The organism is Arthrobacter sp. AIWTK1 (assembly GCF_056680535.1).
In genome coordinates this window covers 4,098,172-4,124,006 of sequence record NZ_CM155287.1, presented here as the reverse complement: position 1 = coordinate 4,124,006, position 25,835 = coordinate 4,098,172, and the positions used below count along the sequence as shown (strand labels likewise).

The following is a 25,835-nucleotide window of genomic DNA, read 5'->3' as shown; positions in this document are numbered from 1 at the left end:
AAAGCAGGCCGGTAGTGAGAGAGCGTCCTTAGACGCCCAGGGTTTCCTTCAGCGCCGCCACGTGGCCCTGGGCCTTGACCTGGTACTGGGCCAGCTTCACTTTGCCTTCGGGATCGAGCACCACGGTGGAGCGGACGATTCCTTCAGTCACTTCGCCGTCGCGCAGCTTTTCGCCCCAGGCGCCGTAGGCCAGTGCCACGGCGTGGTCCTCGTCGGCTAGGAGCGGGAAGGTCAGCGCGAAGTCGCCGGTGAAGTGGGCCAGCTTTTCGGGGGCGTCGGGGGAGACGCCCAGGACCTCGTAGCCGGAGCCTTGCAGGGACTCAAGGCTGTCGCGGAAGTCGCAGGCTTCGGTGGTGCAGCCGGGGGTGGCGGCTTCCGGGTAGAAGTACACAATGACGTTCTTGCCGCGGTAGTCGGCCAGGGACGTCGGCTTGCCTTCGGCGTCCGGCAGGGTGAAGTCCGGTGCCTGGGTTCCGGGCTGGAGCTTGGTGGTCAGGGTGGGGCTCATGGTGATCCTTCGGGAGTCTGTTTACTGACAAAAGAGCTGCGTCCTCAACGGGTGCGCCAGACGGCTGTACTTGCACAACCACTGGTTCAGATGCAGTATTCCGCCGGTCCGCGCACTTTGGTGTGGGGGCCCGGGATGAACTGGTAGCCGCCGCCGCGCACTGTGGCGATCGCGTGCCGGCCGCGGCGCAGCTTCCGCCGCACCCGGCCCACGTACACATCGATGGAGCGCGAGGCCGCCGCGGGGGAATCGAACGATTCCAGGAACAGCCGCAGTTCCTCCCGGCTGACGGTCCGCGAGCAGTTTTCCACGAGGTAGCGCAGCAGTTTGAACTCGACGCCGGTGAGCGCCACCTGCTTGCCGTCCAGCCGGACCTCGCTGGCGGCGAGGTCCACGGACACAAGGCTCGCGGGACCGGCCGACGGCGGGCGGGGAGTTGCGCCGTCGTCGTCCTCCGGGGAGTCCTCCGGAACGGACGACGACGGCACCCGGGTTCCGCTGCCGGCTGGCCCGTGCGGTCCCCCCGGCAGGCCAGCCTCGGCAGCGGACGTTGCAGCTCCGGCGGCAGGCCAAACGTGGACTTCCGCCTCCGGAGCAATCTTCAGGGCACGTGCCAGCAACAGTTCCGCGGCGCGCGCCATCACGGCGTCATCAATGCCCTGGTCGCCGTCCGGGGTGACCCAGACGGCCAGGCCATGGGCCTTCAGCTGCGGACCCGGTTGCGGACCCGGCTGCGCCGAACCGGCCCGCCCCGGACCTGCCAGCATCGGACCCGCAGCACATATGCCGCGCGGGGAATGTACCTGGACAGCCATGGCGTGGTGCCTCAGACGCCGCCGCGGCGGATGAGCTTGCCGCCGGGGGTCTGGCCGTCGATTTCATGTCCGCGCAGGAACGTCTTCCGGACTACGCCGGAGAGTGCCTTGCCGTCGTAGGGCGTGATGGGGTTCTTGTGCTTGAGCTTGGAAACATCCACCACGAAGGCTTCATCCGGGGCGAAGACCGAGAAGTCCGCGTCAAACCCGAGCGCCAGCTGGCCTTTGTTGGACAGGCGTGCCAGGGCGGCCGGCTTCTCGGCCATCCAGGAAACAACCTGCTCCAGCGGGATGCCGCGGTGCCGGGCCTCACTCCAGATCAGTGACAGGCCCAGCTGCAGCGAGGAGACGCCGCCCCAGGCCACGGCGAAGTCGCCGTTTTCCAGGTCCTTCAGGTCAAGCGTCGACGGCGAGTGGTCGGACACGATGCAGTCGATGGTGCCGTCCTCCAGGCCCTTCCACAGCAGCTCGCGGTTGGAGGCCTCGCGGATGGGCGGGCAGCACTTGTAGGCGGTGGCGCCGTCGGGGATTTCCTCGGCCATGAGCGTGAGGTAGTGCGGGCAGGTCTCCGCGGTGAGGTGCACGCCGTCGCGCTTGGCGCTGGCGATCATCGGCAGTGCATCGGAGGAGGAGAGGTGGAGGATGTGGGCGCGGGCGCCGGTCCAGCGGGCCCGCTCGATCACCTCGGCGATGGCCTTGTTCTCGGCGCCGCGGGGGCGGGACGCCAGGAAGGTGGAGTAGTGGTCGCCGCCCGGATGCGGTGCACGGTCAATGGCGTGCGAGTCCTCGGCATGGACGATCATGAGTGAGTCGAAGGACTTGAGCTCGGCCATGTCCTCTTCCATCTCGTCCGCCTCCAGGTGCGGGAACTCGTCCACGCCGGAGTGCAGCAGGAAGCACTTGAAGCCGAATACGCCCTCGTCGTGCAGCGGGCGCAGGTCCGCCTTGTTGCCGGGCACCGCGCCGCCCCAGAATCCGACGTCCACGAACGCCTGGTCCTCGGCCACCTCGCGCTTGAGCTTGAGGCCTTCCACGGTGGTGGTGGGCGGGATGGAGTTCAACGGCATGTCGATGATGGTGGTGACGCCGCCGGCGGCGGCGGCACGGGTGGCGGAGGCGAAGCCCTCCCACTCGGTGCGGCCGGGCTCGTTGACGTGGACGTGGGTGTCCACCAGGCCGGGGATCAGGGTTTCGTCGTCGGCAAGCTCGATCACTTCGGCGCCGGTCAGGCCGTTGCCGAGCGGTTCGATGGCCACGATCTTGCCGCCGCGCACGCCTACTTCACGGGGCGCGATCCCGGCGGTGGTGAGGATGCGCTGCCCCCGGATAACGAGGTCAAAGCTTTCTTCAGACATTGAGGGGCTCCTTAGTGCGGGCGCTGGTCGTCGGCGTGGTGGAATCAGCGGTGGTGGCGGCCCGGGTCAGGTCCGCCAGTTCCGCGCCGATGTGCTTTCCCAATTGTTCAAGCAGGGGTCCTGCTTCGGCTATACATATTTCTACCTTGGCCTCCAGCGAGGTCAGCGGGTAGACCTGCCGGAATCCGGAATCCTTCTGCTGTTCCGGCGTCAGCGTGGTCCGTCCGCAGACGGCCACCACCGGAACACCGGCCCGGGCCGCCGCTCGGGCCACGCCCATGGGCGTCTTGCCGAGCAGGCTCTGTTCGTCCAGGCTGCCTTCGCCGGTGATCACCAGGTCGGCGCCGGCCAGCCGCTCGGCCAGCCCCGTGAATTCAAGCACGACGTCGATGCCGGGCCTGCGCGTCGCGGCCAGGACCGCGATGGCTGCGTAGCCTACGCCGCCCGCAGCTCCGGCGCCCGGTGCGTCCGCGGCCTTCAGCGCGCGGGGGCCTATTTCGGCGGAGAGCACATCCACAAAGTGCGCCAGGGCGGCGTCGAGGATTGCCACGTCCTCCGGGGTGGCACCCTTCTGCGGGCCGAAGATTGCCGGTGCACCTTCGGCTCCAAGCAGCGGGTTGTCCACGTCGCTGGCCAGGATGAAGCGCGCCTCGTCCAGCCGGGAATCGAATCCGGAGAAGTCGATCCGGTCCAGCCTGGCGAGGGCCGCGCCGCCGGGCGGCAGTTCGTTGCCGTCGGCGTCGAGGAGCTGCGCGCCGAGTCCCTGCAGGACGCCGGCGCCGCCGTCGGTGTTGGCGCTTCCGCCGACGCCCAGAATGATCTGCCGGCATCCGGCGTCGAGCGCGGCCCGAATCAGTTCGCCGGTGCCCAGGCTGGTGGCGCCCCTGGCGCTGGCCGAATCCGGCCGGCCAGATGATCCGCTTTCAACGGGGAGGACAGCGAGGCCCGACGCGGCGGCCATTTCGATGACCGCCTCGCGGCCGCGGACCGCAAAGTCCGCCCGGAGCGGCTGCCCGGTGGGACCGCTGACCAGGGCGCTCCGGCGGGTAAAGCCGGAGCCGACGGCGGCATCGAGGGTGCCCTCGCCGCCGTCGGCCACCGGAATCCGGAGGACGTCAAGGTTGTGGCCGGTTGCCGACTGCAGCCCGGCATCCAGGTGGCGGGCCACCTCCGGGGCGGACAGCGAGCCCTTGAACTTGTCCGGTGCGATCACGATCCGCATGATTAGGCCTGCATCGCCAGGATGGCAGTGGGGGCGTCGGCGCTGGTCTCGGCCAGTTCCTCGAACTCGTTCACTGCGTTGATTTCCACGCCCATGGAGATGTTGGTGATCTTTTCCAGGATCACTTCAACCACCACGGGAACCTTGAACTCGCCGGCCAGCGCCTTGGCCTTGTCGAAGGCGGCACCCAGGTCGTTGGGGTCCTCCACGCGGACGGCCTTGCAGCCCAGGCCCTCGGCCACCTTGACGTGGTCCACGCCGTAGCCGTTTGTCTCCGGGCTGTTGATGTTCTCGAACGCCAGGGACACGTTCTGTTCCATGTTGAAGCCGCGCTGGGACTGGCGGATCAGGCCCAGGTAGGAGTTGTTCACCACCACGTGGATGTACGGCAGGTTGAACTGCGCGCCCACGGCCAGTTCCTCGATCATGAACTGGAAGTCGTAGTCACCGGACAGGGCAACAACGGTCTCGTCCGGCTTGCCGCGGACCACGCCCAGGGCGGCCGGAGCGGTCCAGCCCAGGGGGCCGGCCTGGCCGGCGTTGATCCACTTGCGCGGGCCGAACACGTGCAGCATCTGGGCGCCGGCGATCTGGGACAGGCCGATGGTGGACACGTAGGTGGTGTCCTTGCCGAACGACTTGTTCATCTCCTCGTACACGCGCTGCGGCTTGATGGGGATGTTCTCGAAGTGCGTCTTGCGGTGCAGGGTGGCTTTGCGCTCCTGGCATTCGGCGGCCCAGCCGGAGTAGTCCGGCAGGGACCCGGCTGCCTGGCGTTCGCGTGCCAGTTCAACCAGGCCTTCCAGGGCGGCGCCGGCGTCGGACGCGATGCCGAAGTCCGGGGAGAACACGCGGCCGATCTGCGTGGGCTCGATGTCGATGTGCACGAACGTGCGGCCGGCCGTGTAGGTCTCCAGCCCGCCGGTGTGGCGGTTGGCCCAGCGGTTGCCGATGCCGATCACGAAGTCGCTGCGCAGGTAGTTCTCGTTGCCGTAGCGGTGCGAGGTCTGCAGGCCCACCATGCCGGCCATCAGCGGGTGGTCGTCGGAGATGGCGCCCCAGCCCATCAGGGTGGGGATGACGGGAACGTTCAGGATCTCGGCCAGTTCCACCAGTTGCGCGGAGGCGCCGGCGTTGATGATGCCGCCGCCGGCCACGATCAGCGGGCGCTCGCCTGCGGTCAGCATGTCCAGGGCCTTTTCCAGCTGCTTGCGGCTGGCCTTGGGCTTCTCAACGGGCAGGGGCTCGTAGGTGTCGATGTCGAATTCGATCTCGGCCATCTGCACGTCGATCGGCAGGTCCAGCAAAACCGGGCCGGGGCGGCCGGAGCGCATCAGCTGGAAGGCCTTCTGGAAGGCGCCGGGTACCTGGCCGGGTTCCAGGATGGTCATGGCCATCTTGGTGACGGGCTTGGCGATGGACTCGATGTCCACGGCCTGGAAGTCTTCCTTGTGCAGCTTGGCAACGGGGGCCTGGCCGGTGATGCAGAGCATGGGGATGGAATCGGCCCAGGCTGCGTACAGGCCGGTGATCATGTCCGTGCCGGCAGGGCCGGAGGTGCCGATGCAGATGCCGATGTTGCCGTCGGCGGCGCGGGAGTAGCCGTCCGCCATGTGGCTGGCGCCTTCAACGTGGCGGGCCAGCGTGTGGCGGATGCCGCCGTGGGCACGCATGGCCGAGTAGAAGGGGTTGATCGCCGCGCCTGGCAGGCCGAACGCCTCGGTGGCGCCCTCCTTTTCCAGGATCGCGACGGCAGCATCTACGGTGCGCATCTTGGTCATTGTGTACTCCTAGGGGAAGTCTTGGGGGTGCCCTCTGCGGGCTGATTTTGGGTGTGCTGAAGTGAGTTTTTGTCCAGATACCGGGAGGTAAAGGGCTAGTTGGGCCGATTATCTGGACAAAAACTCGGGAGGGAGGGCGGAGGGTGGGTTTACTTCCGGCCGCTGAGCTGGAGGACCTGCTTGAAGAGGCCCGAGTGGTCGAGTCCGCCGTCGCCCTGGTTGACGGTGGCGGCGACGAGCTGTGCGACGACGGCGCCGAGCGGGAGGGCCACGTTGGCTTCGCGGGCCGCGGACGTGACGATGCCGAGGTCCTTGTGGTGGAGGGCCAGACGGAAGCCGGGGTCGAAGTTGCGGTCCAACATCTTCTGGCCCTTCTGGTCGAGGACCTTGGAACCGGCGAGGCCGCCGCCGAGGACCTTGAGGGCTGCGTCGGTGTCCACGCCGTAGGCCTCGAGGAAGGCGATGGCCTCGCCGAGGACCTCGATGTTGACGGCGACGATCAGCTGGTTGGCGGCCTTGACGGTCTGGCCCGAGCCTGCGGGACCGACGTGGACGATGGTCTTGCCGACGGCGTTGAGGACGTCCTGCGCTGCCTCGAAGTCGGCCGTTTCGCCGCCCACCATAATGGAGAGCGCGGCGTCGATGGCACCCTGTTCGCCGCCGGAGACCGGGGCGTCGAGGGCGCGGATGCCGGCTGCCTTGGCGTCTGCCGCGAGGCGGACCGCGACGTCCGGGCGGATGCTGGATGCGTCGATCCAGAGGGCGCCCTTCTTCGCGTTGGCGAAGACGCCGTCCTTGCCGCTGACTACGCCTTCAACGTCGGGGGAGTCGGGGACCATGGTGATGACGACGTCGGCGTCCTTGACGGCGTCCGCGATGCTCGTGGCGCCCTTGCCGCCTTCGGAGACAAGCTTGTCGATCTTGTCCTGGCTGCGGTTGAAGCCGGTGACGGTGTGGCCGGCCTTGACCAGGTTGATGGCCATGGGCAGGCCCATGATTCCGAGTCCGATAACTGCAACGTTGCTCATGATGGTTCTCTTTCTGAAAGTCTGTGTGGGGGAATCCGGACCCAACTAGGTCGCAGTTGATGTCGTTTTGAGGGCTCTAAACGACATCTGCTGCTACTTAGTTGGGCTAGGGGATTACTGCGAGACGCGCTGGCGGATGGCCCAGCTGAAGGCCGTTTCCTTCGGTTCCTTGTATTCGAGTCCGATGTAGCCCTCGTAGCCGAGTTCGCGGCTGCGGGCGATCCACTCGCCGAGGGGAAGCTCACCGGTTCCGGGAGCCCCGCGGCCGGGGTTGTCGGCGATCTGGATGTGGCCGAAGTCCTTCGCGTGCTTTTCGATGACGGCGGCGACGTCGTCTCCATTGACGGCCAGGTGGTAGAAGTCGGCGAGGAGCTTGATGTTCTCAGCGCCGGATTCCTCCTTTACCCGGGCAATGACGTTGAGGGCGTCCTGGGCCTTGAGGAGCGGGTACCTGGGGGCGCCGCTGACCGGTTCCAGGAGGACGGTGCCGCCGATGCGGGCCACGCCGGCTGCCGCCGCCGCGAGGTTTTCGGCGCCGATGGCGTCCTGCTTGTCGGCGGATTCGCCGTCAACGCGGTTGCCGTAGAGGGCGTTGAACGCCTTGCACCCGAGGCGTTCGCCGATGCCGGCGACGACGTCGATGTTGTCCTGGAATTCGGTGGAGCGTGCCGGCCAGGAGACCAGGCCGCGGTCGCCGCCGGGCATGTTGCCGGCGTTGAAGTTCAGGCCGGTGAGCTGCACGCCGGCGTCCTTGATGGCGTTCGCGAACTCGGTGACCTGGGCGTCGGCGGGGACGGAGGTTTCGAAAGGCCACCAGAATTCGACGGCGTCAAAGCCGGCGGCCTTCGCCGCGGCCGGGCGCTCCAGGAGCGGCAGTTCGGTCAGCAGGATAGAGCAGTTCACTGTGTACGTCATCGTAGGTGTCCTTCCGGGGGAGGGGCTTTGATCTATCTTCCTCTGTGCCTTGCGTCGAGGCCGGTTCGCCTCGTCGCTTTCCGCTTTGTGGAATTTAGATTCTGCTTTATGAAAAGTTTAGGGAAGGCTGGGGTGGGAGTCAAGGGGGCCTCGCCCTGCGGCTATGCTGAGGAACGCCGGTGAGGCACGGCAGTGGTGTGGCGGCAAGGACCAGCGTCACTGGTCGCGGAAGGACAATCGAATGGCGCGAGCGACAGTCCAGGACGTCGCCAGAACAGCGGGAGTGTCTGTAGGGACGGTGTCCCGCGTCCTGAACGGAAGTCCGGCTGTCAGCGAGTCGAGCAAGGAAAAGGTCAACGAGGCAATCCGCCAGCTGAGCTATCGGCCGCTTGCCTCGGCCCGGGACCTTCGCCGGGACCGGACAATGCGGGTCTTGGCCCTCGCCAAGAACCTGGACTCATTGGTGATCAGTGAAGTCTTCCGGGGTGTGGGCGACGCCGCGGCGGACTCCGGCTACGTCAGCCTCATCGCGGCGACGGCCGGAGACCCGGAGCGCGAACAGCAATTGGTGGACATGCTGCGGAACGGCTCCGTGGACGGATTGGTCCTGTTTTCGCCGACGATGTCGGATGAAGAGGTCGGTGCGGTGGCCGAACAATTGAGTGTTGTCCAGGTCTGCGAGATCGTCGACGCCGAGGCGGCATTCGGCGTGTCCATCGACGACCGCCAGGCCGCGTACGACATCACGCGCCATCTGATTGACACTGGCGGCCGAAGGCTGGCCATGATCGGGCACAGGGGTGCCCGCTCTGGCCGACTCCGCGAGGCGGGGTTTCGGCAGGCTGTCACCGATGCGGGCTTGGCTCCGGACCAAGTGCTGTTCGGGGAAGGTAGTTTCGGCTTCCACTCCGGGCGCACCCTGGCCCGGAAGCTGCTGGAGGCGGGGCATCTTCCTGACGCAGTTTTTTGCGGCACCGACATCGTGGCGGCGGGGTGCGTCCGAGAGCTCACCGACGCCGGGTTGCGGGTGCCTGACGACATCGCCGTGGCAGGTTTTGATGACTCGGCCCAGGCGGAAATGTGCGTCCCGGAACTGACCACTGTCCGGCAGCCGGCCTATGAAATGGGCCGGGTGGCATTTGCGGAGCTCCTGGATCGGATGACGGTACCGGGCGCACATCGCCGCGGCCGAACCTTCCTGCCTTACGAACTCGTGATACGGGACTCCACCAGGGGCTGAGAAGCAGGGTTGACAGCCTGACGTGGTCCCTGTCACACTACTTTGGAATCGATTCCACAGACGAAAAGCCACTATTTTTCCTAACTTTGGAATCGATTCCAAAGTTGTATGCAACGAAGCATCCGGCAAAGAAGCCATGGGTGGGCGGCAGTTTCCGTCGCTGCCGCCCAACTCAGCTTCCCACTGCCCACAGACCCCCAAAGGAGCCACTTGTGGACTTGATTCGACCTGCTTCTCCGCTCCAGGAGGACACCGCAACATCCCAGAGCTCTGCGCGCATGACCGAACTGCGCGCAGGTTCCCCGCGGCGGCCGCGGATCATCATTGCCGCCGCCGCGGCCATGGCCGCGGGCCTCCTGATCAGCGGTTGCGGCGGCGGCGCGGCACCCCAGGGTGCGGCAAATGCGGCGGCTGCCGATCCGGCGTCGGGCGCCAATGCCAGCGGCAGCATCAACGTCTGCGGGGGCAAGGACGCCTCCGGCATCTACAAGGGCACGGCTGAGCAGTTCACCAAGGCGAACGGCAAGGTCACGGCCAGGTACACCGAGATCGGAGCCACCACGGATGAAGCCCGCACTCAGACCGTGCAGCGGCTCGAAGGCAAGTCCACGGAATGCGATATCTTCCTCACGGACGTCATCTGGACCTCCGAGTTCGCCTCCCAAGGCTGGCTGCTGGACCAGACCAAGCTCGTAGAGTCCAGCAAAGACCGGCTCATCCCTTCCACGGTGGAGACCACGAAGTACGAGGACAAGTACTGGGCCTCGCCGTTCTTCACCAACGCGGGATTGGTGTACTACCAGAAGGACAAGGTGGCAAAGCCCGAGACCTGGCAGCAGCTTTACGCAGAAGCAGCCAAGGCTCCCGGCAACGGGTACGTCTACCAAGGGAAGCAGTACGAGGGCCTGACGGTGAACTTCCTTGAAATGCTGTACAGCGCCGGCGGCGAAGTGCTCAATGACAAGGGCGAGGTGACGATCGACTCCCCCGAAACCCGCGAAGTTCTCGAGTTCATGAGCAACGGCCTCAAGGATGGCTCGGCGGACCGCGCCGTCCTGACGTACAACGAAGACCCCGCCCGCCTCGCCTACGAGTCCGGCAACTTCGGCTACCAGCGCAACTGGCCGCACGTGTACCGCCTGCTCAATGCCACACCGCTGGCGGGCAGCTTTGGCGTAGCGCCGTTGCCGGCGTGGGAAGGCGGCAAGGCGTCCGGCGTGCTGGGTGGCTGGAACCTGGCTATCTCGGCCCACTCCACGAACCAGGCCGGGGCGGTGGCGTTCATCGACTTTGCCACCACGCCGGAGTGGCAGAAGCACGTGGCCATGGACTACTCCCAGGCCCCGGTTAATGAAGCGGCCTACTCTGATGCGGCGGTTCTCCAGAAGATGCCGTTCGCCACCGAGCTGCTCGCATCTGTCAAAGGTGCCAAGCCCCGCCCGGTCTCCCCGGTCTACCCGCAGATCTCCCAGGCGATCTATAAGAACGTCTATGCCGTTCTTTCCGGTACTGCCTCCGCTGAGGACGCCGTAAAGAGCATGGCCGAGGAAATCAACACCGCCAAGGCGAGCTTCTGACCATGGCAACCAAGGCACTTTCGCCTGGTCGCACCGTGAACGGCCGCGACCAGGCAGAGCGGCGGCTCGCGGTCCGCATGACCGCCCCGTCGCTGGCACTCATGGCCCTGGTGGCGGCTGTGCCCATCGGCTACGCGATCTGGCTCTCGCTGAACCAGTACAGCGTCCGCACTGCCGGCCTCTCCCGCTTCGTAGGCCTGGAGAACTACGTCGCGGCTTTGAGTAGCCCCGAATGGTGGGCGGCCTTCGGCCAGACGTTCCTCTTCGCAGCCCTCTCGGTCTCCCTGGAGCTGGTGCTGGGAACCGGCATGGCGTTGCTTCTCAACCTCGCGTTCAAGGGCCGCGCAGTCCTGCGCACCGTGGTTCTGCTGCCGTACGCGATCGTCACTGTCGTCAGTGCCATCACCTGGCAGACGATGTTCCAGCCCAACATGGGTCTGGTGACCAACGTTCTCTCAGCCCTTGGGCTGCCCGGCGGCGACGTCGTCTGGCTCGGAGAACATGGATACGCCATGGCCGTGATCGTCTTGGCCGACGTCTGGAAGACCACGCCGTTCGCTGCACTCATCATCCTGGCCGGCCTGCAGGTCATCTCCGCTGAGACCTATGAGGCGGCGGAACTCGACGGTGCCAGCAAGTGGCAGACGTTTGTGCACATCACCCTGCCGCTCCTTCGTCCCGCCATCGTCCTTGCAGCGATCTTCCGCACCATGGATGCCCTGCGCGTCTTCGACTTGCCGTTCGTGCTCACCCGCGGCGCCAACGGCACAGAGTCAATGTCGATGCTGGCCTACACCCAACTGCGCGAGAACCGGCTGGTGGGCGAAGGGTCGGCGCTGTCCATCCTGACCTTCCTGACCGTCATGGTGGTCTCCGTCATCTACATCCGCTTCGCCGGCGGCAACATCCGCGAAGCCGCCAAGGAGGAACAATGAGCACGCTGACTGCGGAACGCCCGACGGCGGAACCCGCCGCGCGCCCCAGGGCGCCGAAGCGTCGGCTCCGCGGCGAAGCGAAGCTGCACCCGCTCGTCTGGGTCTTCGTCGTTGCCGTCATGGGCTTCTCGCTCATACCGTTCTACTGGCTGGTCAACACCTCGCTCAAGAAGGGAGCGAGCCTGTCCAAAGGTGAACTCTTCCCGAGCCAGCCCACCTTGGAGAACTATCTGGTGGTATTCCAGAACCCCGAGTTCCTCCTGGCCTTGCGCAATTCGGTGATCATCGCCGTCGTCACCACCACGGTGGCGCTGGTATTCGCATCCTTCGCCGCCTACGCGTTGGCCAGGCTCAAGATGCGCCGCAAGGCGATGATCCTCACGCTCATCCTTTCGGTAACCACCTTCCCGGCCATCGCCATCGCGGCCCCGTTGTTCTCCATCTGGCGGGAAATCGGCCTGTACGACACGCTTCTTGGCCTCATCATCCCGAAGCTGACTTTCGCGTTGCCGCTGGCGATCTACACGCTGACCTCCTTCTTCAAAGAGATCCCGCGTGAGCTTGAGGAGTCGGCGTACATGGATGGCGCCACGCCGTTCACCGCCTTCCGCAAGGTCATCCTGCCTTTGGCGGTCCCGGGCCTTGCCACGACAGCGATCCTGGTGTTCATCTCGGTCTGGAACGAATTCCTCCTTGCCGTCACTCTGACCACCTCGCCGGAGGCCCGTCCGGTCCCGGTAGCGATTGCGTTCTTCAGCGGAACCAGCGAGTTCGACCAACCACTGGGCACCATCAGCGCGGCGTCGGTGATCATCACGGTCCCGCTGGTCATCCTCGTACTCGTGTGCCAGAAGCGCATCGTTTCGGGCATGACGGCCGGCGCCGTCAAAGGCTAAGCCCGCCGCCCCTGAATCCAGCCCCACCCAACAGACTCCAACGAGAACCATAAAGAGAACAGGAACAACGTGAGCATTCAGCAGCAGGCCCCGTCCGCAATCCTCAAGGTGGGAGTTGTGGGCATCGGTTGGGCCGGCCAGCAGCACCTCAAGGCATACAGCCATATCGACGGCGTCCAAATTGTCGCCGTCGCCGGCATGGAACAAGACCTCCTTGCCCGGATGAAGGAGGAATACAGCATTCCTCACGCCTTCGCCCGCTGGGAAGACATGATCGAGCTTGAAGGCCTCGACGCCGTCAGCGTCGCCGTCCCCACGTTCCTGCACGCCCCGATCTCCATTGCGGCCCTGGAACGCGGATTGCACGTGCTGAGCGAAAAGCCGTTGGCCCGCAACGGCGCAGAGGGCCAGGCGATGGTGGATGCTGCCCGCAAGGCCGGCCGGGTCCTTGACGTCGCGTTCAACCACCGCCGCCGCGGTGACATCCAGGCCCTCAAGGAAGTGATCGACGCCGGCACCCTGGGCCGCCCGTATTACGCAAAGGCATCCTGGCTCCGCCGCCAAGGCATTCCGATGCTCGGAAGCTGGTTCACCAACCCGGAACTCGCCGGCGGTGGTCCGCTGGCAGACATCGGCGTCCACGTACTGGACTATGCCCTGCACCTCCTGGGCGAACCGAAAGTCCTGGCGGTCTCCGCCTCGACCCATTCCGAACTCGGCCCGCGCGGCCTGGGTGGCAACACCCGCTACACCGCGATGAAGTCAAGCCACAAGTTCGAGGTGGAAGACTTCGCGTCCGCGTTCATCCGTCTGGAAGGTGGCGGGACCCTCATCCTGGAAGCCGGATGGGCCAGCTACCGTGACGAGCGGGACCTGATGGACTTCACCGTTTACGGCACCGACGGCGGAGCGGAACTGCGCGCTGTCGGCGCTTCCGAGAATCCCGTGGCGGATGTGCGGGTCTTCGCGGAGAAGGACGGCGAGAACGCCGACTTCGAGGTGGTGGCCGAACCCGGCCGCGCGCACCAGGCCGTCGTCGACGACTTCATTGCCGCCGTGCGCGGTGGGGAGACCGTCTGGGGAAGCCATGACGGGTCACTTGCTCTGAGCCGTGCCCTGGTACTCGATGCCTGCTACAAGTCCGCCCTCGAACACCGGGAAGTGGTGCTCTGATATGTCCGATAAGAAATTGAAGATCGTCGTCTGGAACGAGGCCGTCCACGAGGCCCGCAACGAGCCGGAGACCATGGCCGGGATGTACCCGGAAGGCATCCACGGCGCCATTGCTGCCGGGCTCCGGGCCTCATACCCGGACTCCGAAATCTCCACAGCCACCCTGGCCGACCCCGAGCACGGACTCTCCGAGGAAGTTCTCGAACAGACCGACGTATTGCTGTGGTGGGGCCACATAGCGCATCACGAAGTCAGCGACGAAGTGGTGGAACGCGTGCAGCGCCACGTACTGGGAGGCATGGGCCTGGTGGTGCTGCACTCCGGGCACTTTGCCAAGATCTTCACCAGACTGCTGGGCACCACCTGCTCACTGAAATGGCGCAACGAGGGCGAACGCGAACTCGTGTGGACGGTCAAGCCCTCACACCCGATCGCGGCCGGCATCGAAAGCCCCATCGTCATCCCTGAGCAGGAAATGTACGGGGAACTGTTCGACATTCCGGAGCCCGATGACCTGATCTTCATCAGCTCCTTCGCAGGCGGCGAGGTGTTCCGCTCCGGCGTGACGTTCTCCAGGGGAAAGGGCAGAATCTTCTACTTCAGCCCCGGCGACCAGGAGTACCCGGTGTACCACCAGCCGCAGATCCAGAAGGTCATCGCCAACGGCGTTGGATGGGTGGCCCAGCCGGAGCAGTTCCGGGAGGCACCTGAGGTCTCCAACCCTGCCCGGGGCTGGTTCGAGGAGGCCTAGGCGCCTCCTTCCGTGAATCCGCACAAGCCACCCTCCTAACCATCAGGAACGAGAACATGTCCAGCCCTGCACACCCGTCCGACCGAATGCCTTCCTCGCCAGTTTCGCGCCCGCTCGGCGTGGCCGCCATTGGCTATGCCTTCATGGGGAAGGCCCATTCGAATGCGTGGCGGAACGTGGCCAGTTTCTTCGATGTCCCGGCCTTCGAGCAGAAAGTGCTCGTAGGCCGGGACGCGGGGCAGGTCGCGGCCGCCGCCGCGAAGTACGGCTGGGCCGAGTCCGCCACGGACTGGCGCGCTGTCATTGAACGGGATGACATCGACATCGTGGACGTCTGCGCCCCGGGCTGGATGCATGCGGAGATCGCCATGGCCGCGCTCGAGGCGGGCAAACACGTCCTCGTCGAAAAGCCGCTGGCCAACACTGTGGGTGAGGCTGAGCTAATGGCGGCGGCTGCTGCGGCGGCCCGTTCCCGGGGCGTGCAGTCGATGATCGGCTTCAATTACCGCCGCGTCCCCGCGCTGGCGCTGGCCCGGGAGCTGATTGCGGAGGGCCGCCTCGGCACTGTCCGGCACATCCGGGCCGCCTACCTGCAGGACTGGCTCTCCAACGCCGAAGCCCCCATGACCTGGCGGCTGACGAAGGAAACTGCCGGATCCGGCGCCCTGGGCGACATCGCCTCCCACGCCGTCGACCAGATTCAGCACCTCACCGGTCAAACTGTCACTGAGGTGACTGGAACGCTGAGGACTTTTGTTGCCGAGCGTCCCGGTCCCGCGGGTCTGGAAGAGGTCACGGTGGACGACGCCGCCTGGGCCACCCTTGGAATGACGGGGAATATCAGCGCCTCGGTCGAGGCATCCCGGGTTGCCACCGGCCGGAAGAATTCCCTCACGCTCGAAATCTACGGCTCACGCGGGTCGCTGACGTTTGACCTCGAGAACCTGAATGAACTGAATTTCCTGGACGCCACCGTCCCCGTCCGGGAACAGGGATTCCGGCGCATCCTGGTCAACGAACCCGAGCACCCGTACCTGGCTGCCTGGTGGCCCCAAGGCCACGTGATCGGCTGGGAACACACCTTCACGCACCAGATCCGCGACTTCCTCGCTGCAATCCGCGAAGGCGAGGCGCCGTCGCCGTCGTTCGAAGACGGGCTCCAGATCCAGCGCGTCTTGGCTGCGGTCGAAGAGTCTGCCGGTAACAAGAGCACGCTTACCGTTGTTGGCCCCATGTCGCTTGCCGCCACCGAAGGAGCCTGACATAAGCCGCCCGTAGACCCTGTCCACCAGCCAATGGGCGGAACGCCGAAAAGCGGGCGGTTCCTGTCGGAGCCGCCCGCTTCACCGGTTTGTTTCTTAGTGCCTCTTGAAGGCGTGCCTGAATTTTTCGCCAGCCTGTTTGAGGTCGGCCCTGATCGCCTGGCCCTTGCCTTCGGCCCTCATCCGGCGGTTGCCGCTGGCCTCGCCGGCGGCTTTCTTTCCCTTGCCGTGAAGTCGCTCCGCGGCGTTGTGGATCCTGTCACCCAAACCCATTGCGGTCCTCCTTGTGGTGCGGCCCATGCGACTGGTTGCCGCAATTTCCGCCACTTAAATTGTAGGAAGAATTGGCTCCAGGTCCATGGCGCCCGTAAAGGAGTACCCTAGGGAACGTAAGCATGCTTGCTATCTGAAGAGGTGGTTCCCATGAAGAAATTTCCAGTTCTTGGCGTTGCGGCCGCGGCGATGCTTGCCTTGGCCGGATGTACAGGCGGCGGAGGGCAAAGCCCCACACCGAGTGCCAGCGCAACAACCAGCGCGGCGCAGGACAAAGTCTATAGCGAAGACGAACTCCGGAACCTGATCTCGGGCAGGACCGACAAAGACGGCAATGAGCTCAAGCTCTACTCCAAGGAGCAGGTGGAGCAAGGCAGCAACATCGCAAACCTGCTGATGAGCGCCGCCACTACCGACCCGCAGGACTGCAAGGGGATCGCCACGGCCGGGCTGCTGGACAAGGTTGAGAGCGGTGACGTGGCCATTGCCCTCTCTGAGGGTTCGCAACCGCGCACGCTGTCCGCCCAGTCGGGAAGCGAAGGGCCCGACGCCGCCGGCCTGCTCGATCAGGTCAGCAGCAAGATGGACCAGTGCGCCAAATTCACGCTCTCAGTGCTGGGACAGCGCTATGACGTGGCCAGCAAGGAGTTGAAGGCCGACACCGACGGCGAGGAGACCTTCGCGACCGTCAGCACCCGCGGCGGCAACGCGTCCGACATGCTGATGCAGGTTTCCGCGGCGCAGGGCCGCCTCCTGGTGGTGGCCACCAAGGGCGGCGCCAACCTAGGCGACGCCGACCAGAAAGAGCTGGAAGATCTGGTCAACGAAGTCCTGGCCAAGGCGGAGGGCGGTTCTTCCGGAACGACAACCCCGACGCCGACCGGAAGCTCGACGTCGACCGTCACCGGAACCTCAACGCCAAGTGTTACGGAAACGACGACGGCGACAGTCACCGTGACTCCGACCGAATCCGAGTCCCCGGAGAGCCCTTCGCCGTCTAACTAATCACTCGCCGAGGTACCGGCCCGGGCGATGGTTCAGCGCAAGGACAAAGTTGAGGAGGATTGCCCCGGCCGCCGACAAAAGGACCATCAGCGGACTGACGAAGGCGAAGGCGGCCAGCACTATCGCCACGTCCAGGACCATCTGGACGTATCCGGCGCGCCAGTTCAGGCGCTCCTGGAGGACCAGGGCGAGGATGTTGAAGCCGCCCAGGCTGGACTTATGCCGGAACAGGATGAGCAGGCCCACGCCGGCCAGCAGGTTTCCGCCGAACACGGCATAGAGGGGGTCGATCTGTACCGCCCCGAGAGCGGCCGGATGCACCGACGACAATACCGACACGACGGCGACGGCGGCCACTGTCCTGAGGGCGAAGTTCCAGCCCTTCTTCCAAACGGCCAGCGCGAAGAACGGCAGGTTGACAGCCATGAAGATCACGCCGAATGGAAGCGGAATGGAATAGCTGACCAGAAGCGCAAGGCCGGCCGTCCCGCCGGTAACAGCCTCGCTGGATTTGAGGAGGAACAAACCCAGGGACGCGGCAAAGGTCCCCGTGAGTATTCCCAGGATGTCCTCGGCGGCTGAGTGCTTCACTGCGGCCGGTGTCGGCGCGGCCGGTGCGGCCGCGTTCTTTGCCGGCGGGGCAGGGGCTGTATGAGTGGTCACTGTGCACCGAACCGGCGGCGGTCGGAAAGAACCGCGAGCACGCGGTTGTTGGTTTCCCGGTCAGCGAGGCTGACGCGCACCCCGTCACCCGGATAGCCCCTGGCCAGGATGTCCGCTTCTGACAGGGCAGCGAGGATCTGCTCCCGCAGCTGGTCCGGCACCCTGAGCCAGTAGAAATTCGCCTCGCTGTCGGGGACCTGCCAGCCAAAGCCGCGAAGCGACGAAATCACCCGGCCGCGCTCCTCCGCCACCGCGTTGGTGCGGGTCCGGATTTCCGTTTCGGCAGCCAGGGACGCGACCGCCGCCCGCTGGGCCATCCTGTTGACCCCGAAAGGGATTGCCGTCCGGCGAAGCCCCTCGGCCAGGGCGGGCCTGGCAATGGCATATCCAACGCGAAGGCCGGCAAGGCCGTAAGCCTTGGAGAATGTGCGCAGGATACAGATGTTCGGATACCGGCGGAAGAGGTCCAGGGAATCCAGGCCGTCTGCGCTCCTCTGGTATTCGATGTATGCCTCGTCGATCACCACCAGGACATGCGGAGGGACCTTGGCGAGGAAGTCTTCCATCTCCGCGGAACCGATCGAGACGCCGGTGGGATTGTTGGGCGAGCACAGGATGACGATGCGCGTCCGGTCGGTGACGGCGTCAGCCATCGCCGCGAGGTCGTGGTGTTCGTTGGCCAGCAGCGGGACCGCCACCGGCCTGGCGCCGGCCACGCTGATCAGGATGGGGTAGGCCTCAAAGGACCGCCAGGCGAAGACCACCTCGTCGCCGTGGTCGCAGACTGCCGCGATGATCTGCTGCAGCACGCCTGAGCTTCCCGGCCCCACGGCGACTTCTTCGGCGGACACCGAAAAATGCCGGGCAATGGCTTCCCTCGCTTCGGCTGAGCCCATGCTGGGGTACTTGTGGATCCGGGCGCCCTCAGCCGCTATCACGTCCACTACGGAAGGAAGCGGGGTGAAATGACTTTCGTTCGATGCCAGGGTAGCGGTCAGAGCGGATTCGGCGCTCCGGCCGGCAACGTAGGTGGGCAGCTTGGCGACGGCGTCGCGAAGGATTGGCTCCGCTGGCGGGTGAAGGGTGCTGGTCATGTAAGCATCTTTCGGCACCGGAATCACTATGCGCAACAGAGCACATGTTGGCGGGACAGATCCGGCCTCCAGATGAGACCGGTATGACAAAATGCTCAATATGCACCGCATTGACTCTTTGGATGCCAGGATACTTCTCGCCCTCGACCAGGATCCCCAGGGAACTGTCCTGTCCTTGTCGCGGCAGTTGGGCGTCGCACGGAATACCGTCCACGCCCGGCTGCGGCGCCTGCTGGGCGACGGCAGCCTGGGCCCCTTCAGCCAGCGTGTGCGCACGGATGCCCTGGGCCTTCCCCTCATAGCCTTCATCTCCATTGCCATCAGCCAGTGGGCAAGTGAAGAGGCCGTGGCTGCGCTCCGCGTCATTCCGGAAATCATCGAGATGCACGCGACCACCGGGGACGCGGACCTGCTCGCAAAAGTGGCGGCGCGTGACCCGGCGGACCTTCATCGACTGACCAACAGGATGCTCAGCATTGACGGCGTCATGCGCACCAGCACGGCGATGTCCCTGGTGGAGGTCATGCCGCTGCGGACCCTTCCGCTGCTTGAGGCCGCAGCCGGGGACATCTGACTGCGCGCGAGCCGACTTGCTTAGTCGAGCAGGTCCGGTGCGTCGGCGCCCGAGCCGGTCACTGGCTCCAGCCGTCGCCGGCGGCCAAGCAAACGAAACGGAACATTTTCTCCCACTTTGCATCGTCAAGTCCTTGACCGATCCAGTCACGTCCTGATAAACCTAAGGGGCGGAAAGCGCTTTCTTTCCCGCCCGAATCCCTCGTAAAACTTCACGGGGCCGGGCCGGGAGAAAAAGTGAAACGATACAAAAACCCATTGGCGGCAGACTCAGCTGCCGTCAGCATCAAAGGAGATGTTCTTTGGCATACCCCGCGAAATGTTCCCTTACCAACAAGGCAGGGCGGTTCCGTAAGGCGGCGCCGGTTGCTGCTGCGACCCTGGCAGCCGCCGCCCTCGCCTTCACCGGCGTCCCGCTGGCGCAGGCTGATCCGACCCAGGCCGATCCAACCCAGGCGAGCCCCGGCCAGAAGGCCCAGCTCCCGGTCCAGTCAGGCAAGTCCGCACTCAAACGCCAGGTGGAAAACCTGGACCGTGCGCCCGTGGCGGTCCTCACCGATCAGGGCGTCACGCTCAGCTGGCGGATGCTGGGCCTGGACCGGGACAGCATCGGCTTCCATGTGATCCGCGACGGCGTGCAGCTCACGGTGGATCCCATCCGGAACTCCACCATGTACGTCGATCCGGAGGGGACCGCCTCCTCCAAGTACGTCATCAAGGGAGTGGGCAACGGCGACGGGCAGAACCAGCTCACCGAGGAGTTCACGCCGATGGCGCAGAACTACCTGGCCATCAAGCTGGACAAGCCGGCCGCCGGCGTCACCAAGGACGGCAAGCCCTATACCTACTCCGCCAACGACGCCAGCGTGGCCGACCTCGATGGGGACGGCAAGTACGAAATCATCCAGACGTGGGCGCCGTCCAACGCCAAGGACAACTCGCAGTCCGGCTACACCGGCAACGTCTACGTGGACGCTTACAAGATGGACGGCACCAGGCTGTGGCGCATCGATATGGGCCACAACATCCGCGCGGGCGCCCACTACACCCAGCTGCTGGCCTACGATTTCGACGGCGACGGCAAGGCCGAGTTGTCGATGAAGACCGCGGACGGCACTACGGACGGTGCCGGCACCGTGATCGGCGACCCGTCCGCGGACTACCGCAACACCGCCGGGTATGTCCTCGCTGGCCCGGAATTCCTGACCGTCTTCAACGGCGCCAGCGGAACCATCATGGACACCGTCAACTACGACCCGCCGCGCGGTTCGGTGGCAGCGTGGGGCGACGGCTACGGCAACCGCGTGGACCGTTTCCTCGGCGCAGTGGCGTACCTGGACGGCGAGCACCCCTCCATGATGTTCAGCCGCGGCTACTACACCCGGACAGTCCTGGTCACCTATGACCTTGTGAACGGCAAGCTGGTACAGCGCTGGAAGTTCGATTCCGACGTCGCCGGCGCCGAATACAAGGGCCAGGGCAACCACAACCTGTCCGTGGCTGACGTGGACCAGGACGGCAAGGACGAGTTCGTCTTCGGCTCCATGACCATCGATGACAACGGCCAGCCGCTCTACAACACCAAGCTGGGCCACGGCGACGCCATCCACACAGGCGACCTGGACCCGTCACGGCCCGGCCTGGAAACCTTCGCCGTCCACGAAAGCATGAGCCAGAGCGGGAACCGGGGTGCCACTTTCCGTGACGCAGCCACGGGTGAAGTCCTCTGGAGCATTCCGGCCATCAAGGACACCGGGCGCGGCGCCGCGGGGGATATTGATCCCCGCTATGCCGGCGCTGAAGGCTGGGCCATCGGCGGCAGCGCCGCCTGGAACTCGCCGGTGGGGCAGCTGATGTCCGCGAAGGGTGAACTGATTGCGGAGAACATCCCGGCCGCGAACTTCCTGGCCTGGTGGGACGGCGACCTGCTGCGCGAAATCGTGGACCACGATTATGACGCCGCCACGTCCGTCGGCGTGCCCACCATCTCCAAGTGGAACTGGGAGACCGAGACAAGTGACCGGCTCCTGACCGCCACGGGTGCGCGGAGCAACAACACCACCAAGGGCAACCCGTCCCTGCAGGCTGACCTGCTGGGTGACTGGCGCGAGGAGCTGGCCTTCCCGTCCACCGACAGCACCGAACTGCGGATCTACACCACCACGTCGCCCACCGACGTGCGGCTCCGCACCCTGATGCACGATCCGATGTACCGCACCGGCGTGGCTCGTGAAAACGTGGCCTACAACCAGCCCCCGCACCCGAGCTTCTTCATTGGCGAGGGAATGGAAACTCCGGCGATGCCGTCCGTCACGTACGTCGGAACCGACAAGTAACACGACCGACAAGACGGCCGACTAGGACGGCCGACGACGAAACAAAGGCGCCGCCCGCATCTCCCCGATGCGGGCGGCGCTTTGCGCGGGGTCAGTGCTGGCCCAGGCCGCCTCCCATGGGCGGGAGATGGCCGTCGTGGCGGTGCTGTTCCCGCAGGCGTTCGGCGGCGCTGTAATTCTCACCTTCGGCTGTCTCGTCGGACTCACCTTCGAAGTCCACCAGCCCGTTGGTCTGGTCGAAGGGATGGGCGAACCGGTTGTACTCCGGGTTCGCGCTGGCCTGGGCGGCGTCGGGAACCGGAGCGCGCCGGGCGCCTGTCGCGTGGCCTTCATGCTCGATGAACTGCTTGAACTTCTTGAGGTCGTGCTCCGCCTGGCGGCCCACTATGTGGAGCAGGTTGCCCACCTTCTCGACAGCGCCCGCGGGCTGGTACTCCAGGGTGAGCTTGAGCGAGGTCCTGCCGCTTCCGGCGTCGCTAAAGTCCACGGCACCGGAGTTGGTGGCGCCCGCGGTGGCCGCCCAGGCAACCCGGCGGTCGGGGACCTGCTCCAGGATCTTGGCTTCCCATTCCCGGTGGACTCCTGCAATGCGGGCTACCCATTTCAGGCGGTCGTCACTGAGCCGGGTGACGCTCTGCACTCCGTCCATAAAGCGTGGAAAGTCCTCGAATTTGATCCATTGCGTGTAGGCCTCGCTGACCGGCACGTTCACCACAATGTGCTTTTCCACCGTACTGCTCACGGCGTCTCCTCTGCTCACGGCGTCTCCTCTGCTCACGGTGTCTCCTCTGATTGGAGCGGATCGAATTGGAATGGAAGAGCCAGGGGCATGGCGCCCCTGGCTCCGTGAGGTTCAGACGACGGATCGGTCAGCGGATGGTAGCGACGTCGCTCCTTTCCCACTTGGTCCAGTCTGACCAGTTGTTGCCGCTCTTCACCCGGAAGGAGACTTCCTGGTAAACGCGGTCCTTGCCCTTGTCCTTGTCGACATCGGCCTTCTTGCTGAGGGTGATGCGGCCATCATGCCGATCGAACTCCAGCTTCTTCCATTCAGTGGTGTTGCCGAGCTTGTCGTCCCGCCCGTGGCGGTCTTTTTCAAAGCGCTTCTGGCGAACATCCACGGTCTTGTTGCCGTTGCAATCGATCCTGATCTTAAATTCCGCGACGTTCCTGCCGGCGTCCGTTGGCTTCAACGGGTTCACGGTACAACCGCGCAGCGACGTCGATGCGTCAGCCGGCACAGCCAGTGCAACAGGTCCGCCAATAAGACCCAGCGAAACAGCCGAAATCAATGCGAATCGGGTTCCGAAGGGACGGGATTTTGTCGGGGTAGTTGTGGACATTTCTTTTGCTCCTACATAAGGATGCGAGTGATCATTTTCGGGCAGGACTGGCCAGCCGCGATATCACTCCCCTGTGAAGCGGCAACCAGTTCCATCCGGTTTCAAACAGCACACCCGGTCTCTGCGGGGGCTTGACTCCGGGCTGTTCTCACGTGAATTCGTGGCCCGGTAGTACAATCGTGCGCCCGCTTTCCGCCAAGCGCCAGTGCCCTTGCGCCCCTTTTTTCCCGCGTTTTTACTAGGGAAACTCGGATTTATTCCGGATATTTCGCATCCGGAAACCTCGCCACTGCGCGACGTGGAACCATAGGCTTGCAGTGCCGACCGGACGTTGACAACGGACGTCCACACCCAGCCCAAACCATAAACGAAAGGCGCCATCATGACCGACCCCCAGGAAGCCGCAACCGACCCCGCAAACCTCATCGGCCCCGGCGATCCCGACGCCGTTGACCAGCAGCAGCCCCATCCGGGTGCCGGCACGGCGAAGAACATCCGCGAGGAGCAGCAGACGCAGGCGGCAGGCACCGTTCCGGCGTCGTACGTCGGCAGCGGCGAGCCGGACGCGGAACGCAAACCGGAGGATGCAGCCGAGGGCGCCGGCACCTGGGATGACCAGGTGTAGGGCGGCACCGCCAGCACCGCCAGCAGATTCCATTCTGCGGTTAAACAATTCCGCAGTATGGATTTAGCATTCCCGAAACACGGGGTCCCTAGCGTTGCCTATGACCTGAAGGCGTCGAGCGCGTCTTTTCCCCGTTGATTGGCAGCCCTGATGAACCTCCCCTCGCCCCTGGTGCCCGACGCAAGCAGCGCACCGCTGAAGAAGCCGCTCTATAAGTCGCTCTTCGTCCAGATCGTCGTGGCCGTGTTCCTGGGCATCGGGATCGGCCATTTCTGGCCCGACCTCGGCTCGGCCCTGCGGCCATTGGGCGACGGTTTCATCCAGCTGATCAAGATGATCATCGCCCCGCTGATCTTCCTGGTGATTGTCACGGGCATTTCGGCCGTGGGCGACGTCAAGGCCGTGGGCCGGGTGGGCGTGAAGGCGCTGCTGTACTTCACCGGCGCCACGCTCTTCGCCCTGGTGTTCGGCCTGGTGGTGGGCAACATAGTCCAGCCCGGCGCCGGCCTGAACATCGACCCGAACACGCTGTCCCAGGACGCCCTCAACGCCAAGACCGGCACGGCCCCGCCCAAGGATGCCGGCGCGTTCCTGCTGGGCATCATTCCCACCAGCGTGGTGGGCGCCTTCGCCTCCAACAGCCTGTTGCAGGTGCTCTGCTTCTCCGTATTCTTCGGCGCGGCCATCGTAGTGGTGGGCAGGGAACGCTGCCTGCCCGTGGTGACGCTCCTGGAAACGGTCCTGGAGCTGTTCTTCAAGATCATGGGCTGGGTGATGCGCGTAGCCCCGGTGGGTGCGTTCGGCGCCATGGCGTTCATCATCGGCCAGTACGGCCTCGGCTCGCTGAGCACCTACGCGCTACTGATCGCGGCCTGCTACGGCGCTGCCATTATTTTCATCGGGCTGCTGTTCGTGGTGGCCTGGGTGTATCCGCGGGTGCCGCTGTGGCAGTTCATCAAGTACAGCCGCGAGGAATTCCTGCTGGCGCTGGGCACGGCGTCCACCGAGTCGGTGCTGCCGCGCATCATGACCAAGCTGACCAACGCCGGCTGCTCCCGGGCCACTACGGGACTGGTGGTGCCCACCGGCTACTCCTTTAACCTGGACGGCGCCGCGCTGTACCTGTCCATCTCCCTGCTGTTCCTGGCCCAGGCCTTCGGGCACAACCTCGACCTGGGCCAGCAGCTCGCGGCCCTGGGCATCCTGATGCTGACCTCCAAGGGCATGGCCGGCGTCCCCGGCTCGGCCTTCCTGGCACTCTCGGCCACCGCGGCCGCCCTGGGCATCTTCCCGGTGGCCGGCGTGGCCCTGCTCCTGGGCGCCGACCGCCTCATGGATTCCATGCGCGTCTCCGTGAATCTGCTGGGGAACTGCGTGGCCACGTTCGTGGTGGCCAAATGGGAAGGCCAGTTCGACCGGGAAGCCATGCTCCGCGCGTTCCGAGGGGAATTGGAGGAAGGCGCGACGGCGGAGAGTACGACGGCGGGTGGGGCACCTGCGGCGGATGCCGCCGTCGAGCCTGCCGGTGCTGAGTCAGCCGTCACCGCACCGGCGGCGGCGCGGTAGTGCCCCCCGGACATGCAGTCTTGCGCAAGATTGCATGTTCGTGAGACGGTAACAAGCATGGGTTTCAAGGCGGTAATAGCCAGCAGCACGGTCCGGCTCAGCACGTCGGAAGAGCGCGTCATGAACGTGCTGCTGGGGGACGGGATGTCCGGTATTACGGCCGCCGAGGTGGCCGAGCGCGCCAAGACGCATGAGTCCACTGTGGTGCGGCTGGCGAAGAAACTCGGATACCGCGGCTATCCGGAGCTGCGCGGCGATATGCGACGCGATGAGGAAGCGCTCCAGGCCGGCGGGACAATCATGCGCGGTGAGTCCGGGCATGATCTCGCAGCCTTCATCGCCGATGAGATCAGGGCCCTGGAGCGGTTGCCCCAGTTCGTGCCGCAGGCGGACCTGGAAACGGCCGCGCGGATACTGCACGCGACGAGGACTGTCTACCTGTTCTCCAACCCTGACGAGAGGTCCACCCTCGAGCTGCTGGCGCGGCGCCTGAGGCGGCTCGGGCTTACCGCGGTGGCGCTGAGCCCGACCCCCAAGGACCTGGCGGAACGCTTCGTCAGTTTTGACGAACACAGCACACTGATTTCCTTTGCCCTGCGGGAGGCTCCCCGGCAGCTCGCCGCACTGAACTCCGAGGCTGCCCGCAGGGGAGGGAAAAGCATTGTGATCACCGACCTGCCCGGGTACCGGTTCCGTCCCAGCCCGGACCACGTCATCACCGCCAGGCTGGGTGACGACCCCGAGTACCGCACCCAACTGGTTCCCGTAGCACTGGCCTATGCACTCCAGCTGGCCGTGTTCCACCTGGATCCTGTCAGGTACAAGGCCGCCCGGGACGGCATCGATGACCTGACCCGGTTGTTCGGCGGCACGGCCGAAATCCCCCTTCCGGCGTGAGC

The 25,835-nt window shown here is 65.3% G+C and carries 25 protein-coding genes; 13 read left to right on the top strand and 12 right to left on the bottom strand.

Features of this window, described 5'->3' with window-relative positions; genetic code table 11:
* Positions 1-28 precede the first annotated feature (28 nt).
* The 7 genes from bcp to AC1MDG_RS18890 all read right to left on the bottom strand — a co-directional run bounded on the left by bcp (position 29) and on the right by AC1MDG_RS18890 (position 7,624).
* Positions 29-508, bottom strand: coding sequence for a thioredoxin-dependent thiol peroxidase (bcp, locus tag AC1MDG_RS18920; protein WP_043484486.1), 480 nt, complete (start codon positions 506-508; stop codon positions 29-31).
* A gap of 86 nt (positions 509-594) precedes the next feature.
* Positions 595-1,323, bottom strand: a complete 729-nt coding sequence (locus tag AC1MDG_RS18915) for a winged helix-turn-helix domain-containing protein (protein ID WP_479806005.1) — start codon at positions 1,321-1,323, stop codon at positions 595-597.
* Between the two features lie 11 nt (positions 1,324-1,334).
* Positions 1,335-2,678, bottom strand: a complete 1,344-nt coding sequence (gene allB, locus AC1MDG_RS18910) for an allantoinase AllB (RefSeq protein ID WP_479806003.1) — start codon at positions 2,676-2,678, stop codon at positions 1,335-1,337.
* A complete protein-coding gene (locus AC1MDG_RS18905) occupies positions 2,671-3,900 on the bottom strand; it encodes a glycerate kinase (RefSeq protein WP_479806001.1) in 1,230 nt (409 codons plus the stop codon). The genes allB and AC1MDG_RS18905 overlap by 8 nt, the downstream gene beginning before the upstream one ends.
* Before the next feature lie 2 nt (positions 3,901-3,902).
* Positions 3,903-5,681, bottom strand: a complete 1,779-nt coding sequence (gene gcl, locus AC1MDG_RS18900) for a glyoxylate carboligase (RefSeq protein ID WP_479805999.1) — start codon at positions 5,679-5,681, stop codon at positions 3,903-3,905.
* Between the two features lie 149 nt (positions 5,682-5,830).
* Positions 5,831-6,709, bottom strand: a complete 879-nt coding sequence (locus AC1MDG_RS18895) for a 2-hydroxy-3-oxopropionate reductase (protein WP_479805997.1) — start codon at positions 6,707-6,709, stop codon at positions 5,831-5,833.
* A gap of 114 nt (positions 6,710-6,823) precedes the next feature.
* The gene (locus AC1MDG_RS18890) at positions 6,824-7,624 is read right to left on the bottom strand and encodes a hydroxypyruvate isomerase family protein (RefSeq protein ID WP_479805995.1); all 801 of its coding nucleotides are present in this window, start codon (positions 7,622-7,624) and stop codon (positions 6,824-6,826) included.
* Between the two features lie 241 nt (positions 7,625-7,865).
* Between AC1MDG_RS18890 and AC1MDG_RS18885 the strand changes: the two genes are divergently transcribed.
* The 7 genes from AC1MDG_RS18885 to AC1MDG_RS18855 all read left to right on the top strand — a co-directional run bounded on the left by AC1MDG_RS18885 (position 7,866) and on the right by AC1MDG_RS18855 (position 15,458).
* Complete coding sequence (locus AC1MDG_RS18885; RefSeq protein WP_479805993.1) at positions 7,866-8,864, top strand: LacI family DNA-binding transcriptional regulator; 999 nt, start codon at positions 7,866-7,868, stop codon at positions 8,862-8,864.
* Positions 8,865-9,142: 278 nt separating this feature from the next.
* Positions 9,143-10,441, top strand: coding sequence for an ABC transporter substrate-binding protein (locus AC1MDG_RS18880; RefSeq protein WP_479809141.1), 1,299 nt, complete (start codon positions 9,143-9,145; stop codon positions 10,439-10,441).
* 2 nt (positions 10,442-10,443) lie between these two features.
* Positions 10,444-11,376, top strand: coding sequence for a carbohydrate ABC transporter permease (locus tag AC1MDG_RS18875; RefSeq protein ID WP_479805991.1), 933 nt, complete (start codon positions 10,444-10,446; stop codon positions 11,374-11,376).
* Positions 11,373-12,272, top strand: coding sequence for a carbohydrate ABC transporter permease (locus AC1MDG_RS18870; RefSeq protein ID WP_479805989.1), 900 nt, complete (start codon positions 11,373-11,375; stop codon positions 12,270-12,272). The genes AC1MDG_RS18875 and AC1MDG_RS18870 overlap by 4 nt, the downstream gene beginning before the upstream one ends.
* Before the next feature lie 69 nt (positions 12,273-12,341).
* Positions 12,342-13,445, top strand: coding sequence for a Gfo/Idh/MocA family protein (locus AC1MDG_RS18865; RefSeq protein WP_479805988.1), 1,104 nt, complete (start codon positions 12,342-12,344; stop codon positions 13,443-13,445).
* Between the two features lies 1 nt (position 13,446).
* A complete protein-coding gene (locus AC1MDG_RS18860; protein ID WP_479805986.1) occupies positions 13,447-14,196 on the top strand; it encodes a ThuA domain-containing protein in 750 nt (249 codons plus the stop codon).
* A 56-nt stretch (positions 14,197-14,252) separates the two neighbouring features.
* A complete protein-coding gene (locus tag AC1MDG_RS18855; protein ID WP_479805984.1) occupies positions 14,253-15,458 on the top strand; it encodes a Gfo/Idh/MocA family protein in 1,206 nt (401 codons plus the stop codon).
* Between the two features lie 96 nt (positions 15,459-15,554).
* On the opposite strand, the gene AC1MDG_RS18850 is transcribed toward AC1MDG_RS18855, so the two are convergent.
* The gene (locus AC1MDG_RS18850; protein ID WP_043484461.1) at positions 15,555-15,731 is read right to left on the bottom strand and encodes a CsbD family protein; all 177 of its coding nucleotides are present in this window, start codon (positions 15,729-15,731) and stop codon (positions 15,555-15,557) included.
* 150 nt (positions 15,732-15,881) lie between these two features.
* Between AC1MDG_RS18850 and AC1MDG_RS18845 the strand changes: the two genes are divergently transcribed.
* A complete protein-coding gene (locus AC1MDG_RS18845; RefSeq protein WP_479805982.1) occupies positions 15,882-16,736 on the top strand; it encodes a hypothetical protein in 855 nt (284 codons plus the stop codon).
* On the opposite strand, the gene AC1MDG_RS18840 is transcribed toward AC1MDG_RS18845, so the two are convergent.
* Together AC1MDG_RS18840 and AC1MDG_RS18835 are read right to left on the bottom strand one after the other, a co-directional pair.
* Positions 16,737-17,399: a YitT family protein gene (locus AC1MDG_RS18840; protein WP_479805980.1), complete on the bottom strand. Its 663-nt coding sequence runs from the start codon at positions 17,397-17,399 to the stop codon at positions 16,737-16,739. It lies immediately after the preceding gene.
* Entirely contained in the window at positions 17,396-18,493 is a 1,098-nt protein-coding gene (locus AC1MDG_RS18835) for a histidinol-phosphate transaminase (protein WP_479805978.1), read from the bottom strand. The genes AC1MDG_RS18840 and AC1MDG_RS18835 overlap by 4 nt, the downstream gene beginning before the upstream one ends.
* A gap of 91 nt (positions 18,494-18,584) precedes the next feature.
* Between AC1MDG_RS18835 and AC1MDG_RS18830 the strand changes: the two genes are divergently transcribed.
* Positions 18,585-19,067 (top strand): Lrp/AsnC family transcriptional regulator, encoded by a 483-nt coding sequence (locus AC1MDG_RS18830; protein WP_479805976.1) that lies wholly within the window; start codon positions 18,585-18,587, stop codon positions 19,065-19,067.
* A gap of 301 nt (positions 19,068-19,368) precedes the next feature.
* A complete protein-coding gene (locus AC1MDG_RS18825; RefSeq protein ID WP_479805974.1) occupies positions 19,369-21,402 on the top strand; it encodes a rhamnogalacturonan lyase in 2,034 nt (677 codons plus the stop codon).
* 91 nt (positions 21,403-21,493) lie between these two features.
* Here the strand turns inward: AC1MDG_RS18825 and AC1MDG_RS18820 are convergent, their stop codons facing one another.
* Positions 21,494-22,144, bottom strand: a complete 651-nt coding sequence (locus tag AC1MDG_RS18820) for an SRPBCC family protein (protein ID WP_479809140.1) — start codon at positions 22,142-22,144, stop codon at positions 21,494-21,496.
* Between the two features lie 127 nt (positions 22,145-22,271).
* The gene (locus tag AC1MDG_RS18815; RefSeq protein ID WP_479805972.1) at positions 22,272-22,745 is read right to left on the bottom strand and encodes a hypothetical protein; all 474 of its coding nucleotides are present in this window, start codon (positions 22,743-22,745) and stop codon (positions 22,272-22,274) included.
* Between the two features lie 382 nt (positions 22,746-23,127).
* On the opposite strand from AC1MDG_RS18815, the gene AC1MDG_RS18810 reads away from it, so the two are divergent.
* From AC1MDG_RS18810 to AC1MDG_RS18800, 3 genes are all read left to right on the top strand, one after another.
* The gene (locus tag AC1MDG_RS18810; protein WP_479805970.1) at positions 23,128-23,370 is read left to right on the top strand and encodes a hypothetical protein; all 243 of its coding nucleotides are present in this window, start codon (positions 23,128-23,130) and stop codon (positions 23,368-23,370) included.
* A 150-nt stretch (positions 23,371-23,520) separates the two neighbouring features.
* Positions 23,521-24,936 carry a cation:dicarboxylate symporter family transporter gene (locus tag AC1MDG_RS18805; RefSeq protein WP_479805968.1) on the top strand — a complete coding sequence of 472 codons (1,416 nt, stop codon included), beginning with the start codon at positions 23,521-23,523 and terminating at the stop codon, positions 24,934-24,936.
* Between the two features lie 57 nt (positions 24,937-24,993).
* The gene (locus tag AC1MDG_RS18800) at positions 24,994-25,833 is read left to right on the top strand and encodes a MurR/RpiR family transcriptional regulator (protein WP_479805966.1); all 840 of its coding nucleotides are present in this window, start codon (positions 24,994-24,996) and stop codon (positions 25,831-25,833) included.
* The last annotated feature ends 2 nt before the right edge of the window (positions 25,834-25,835 follow it).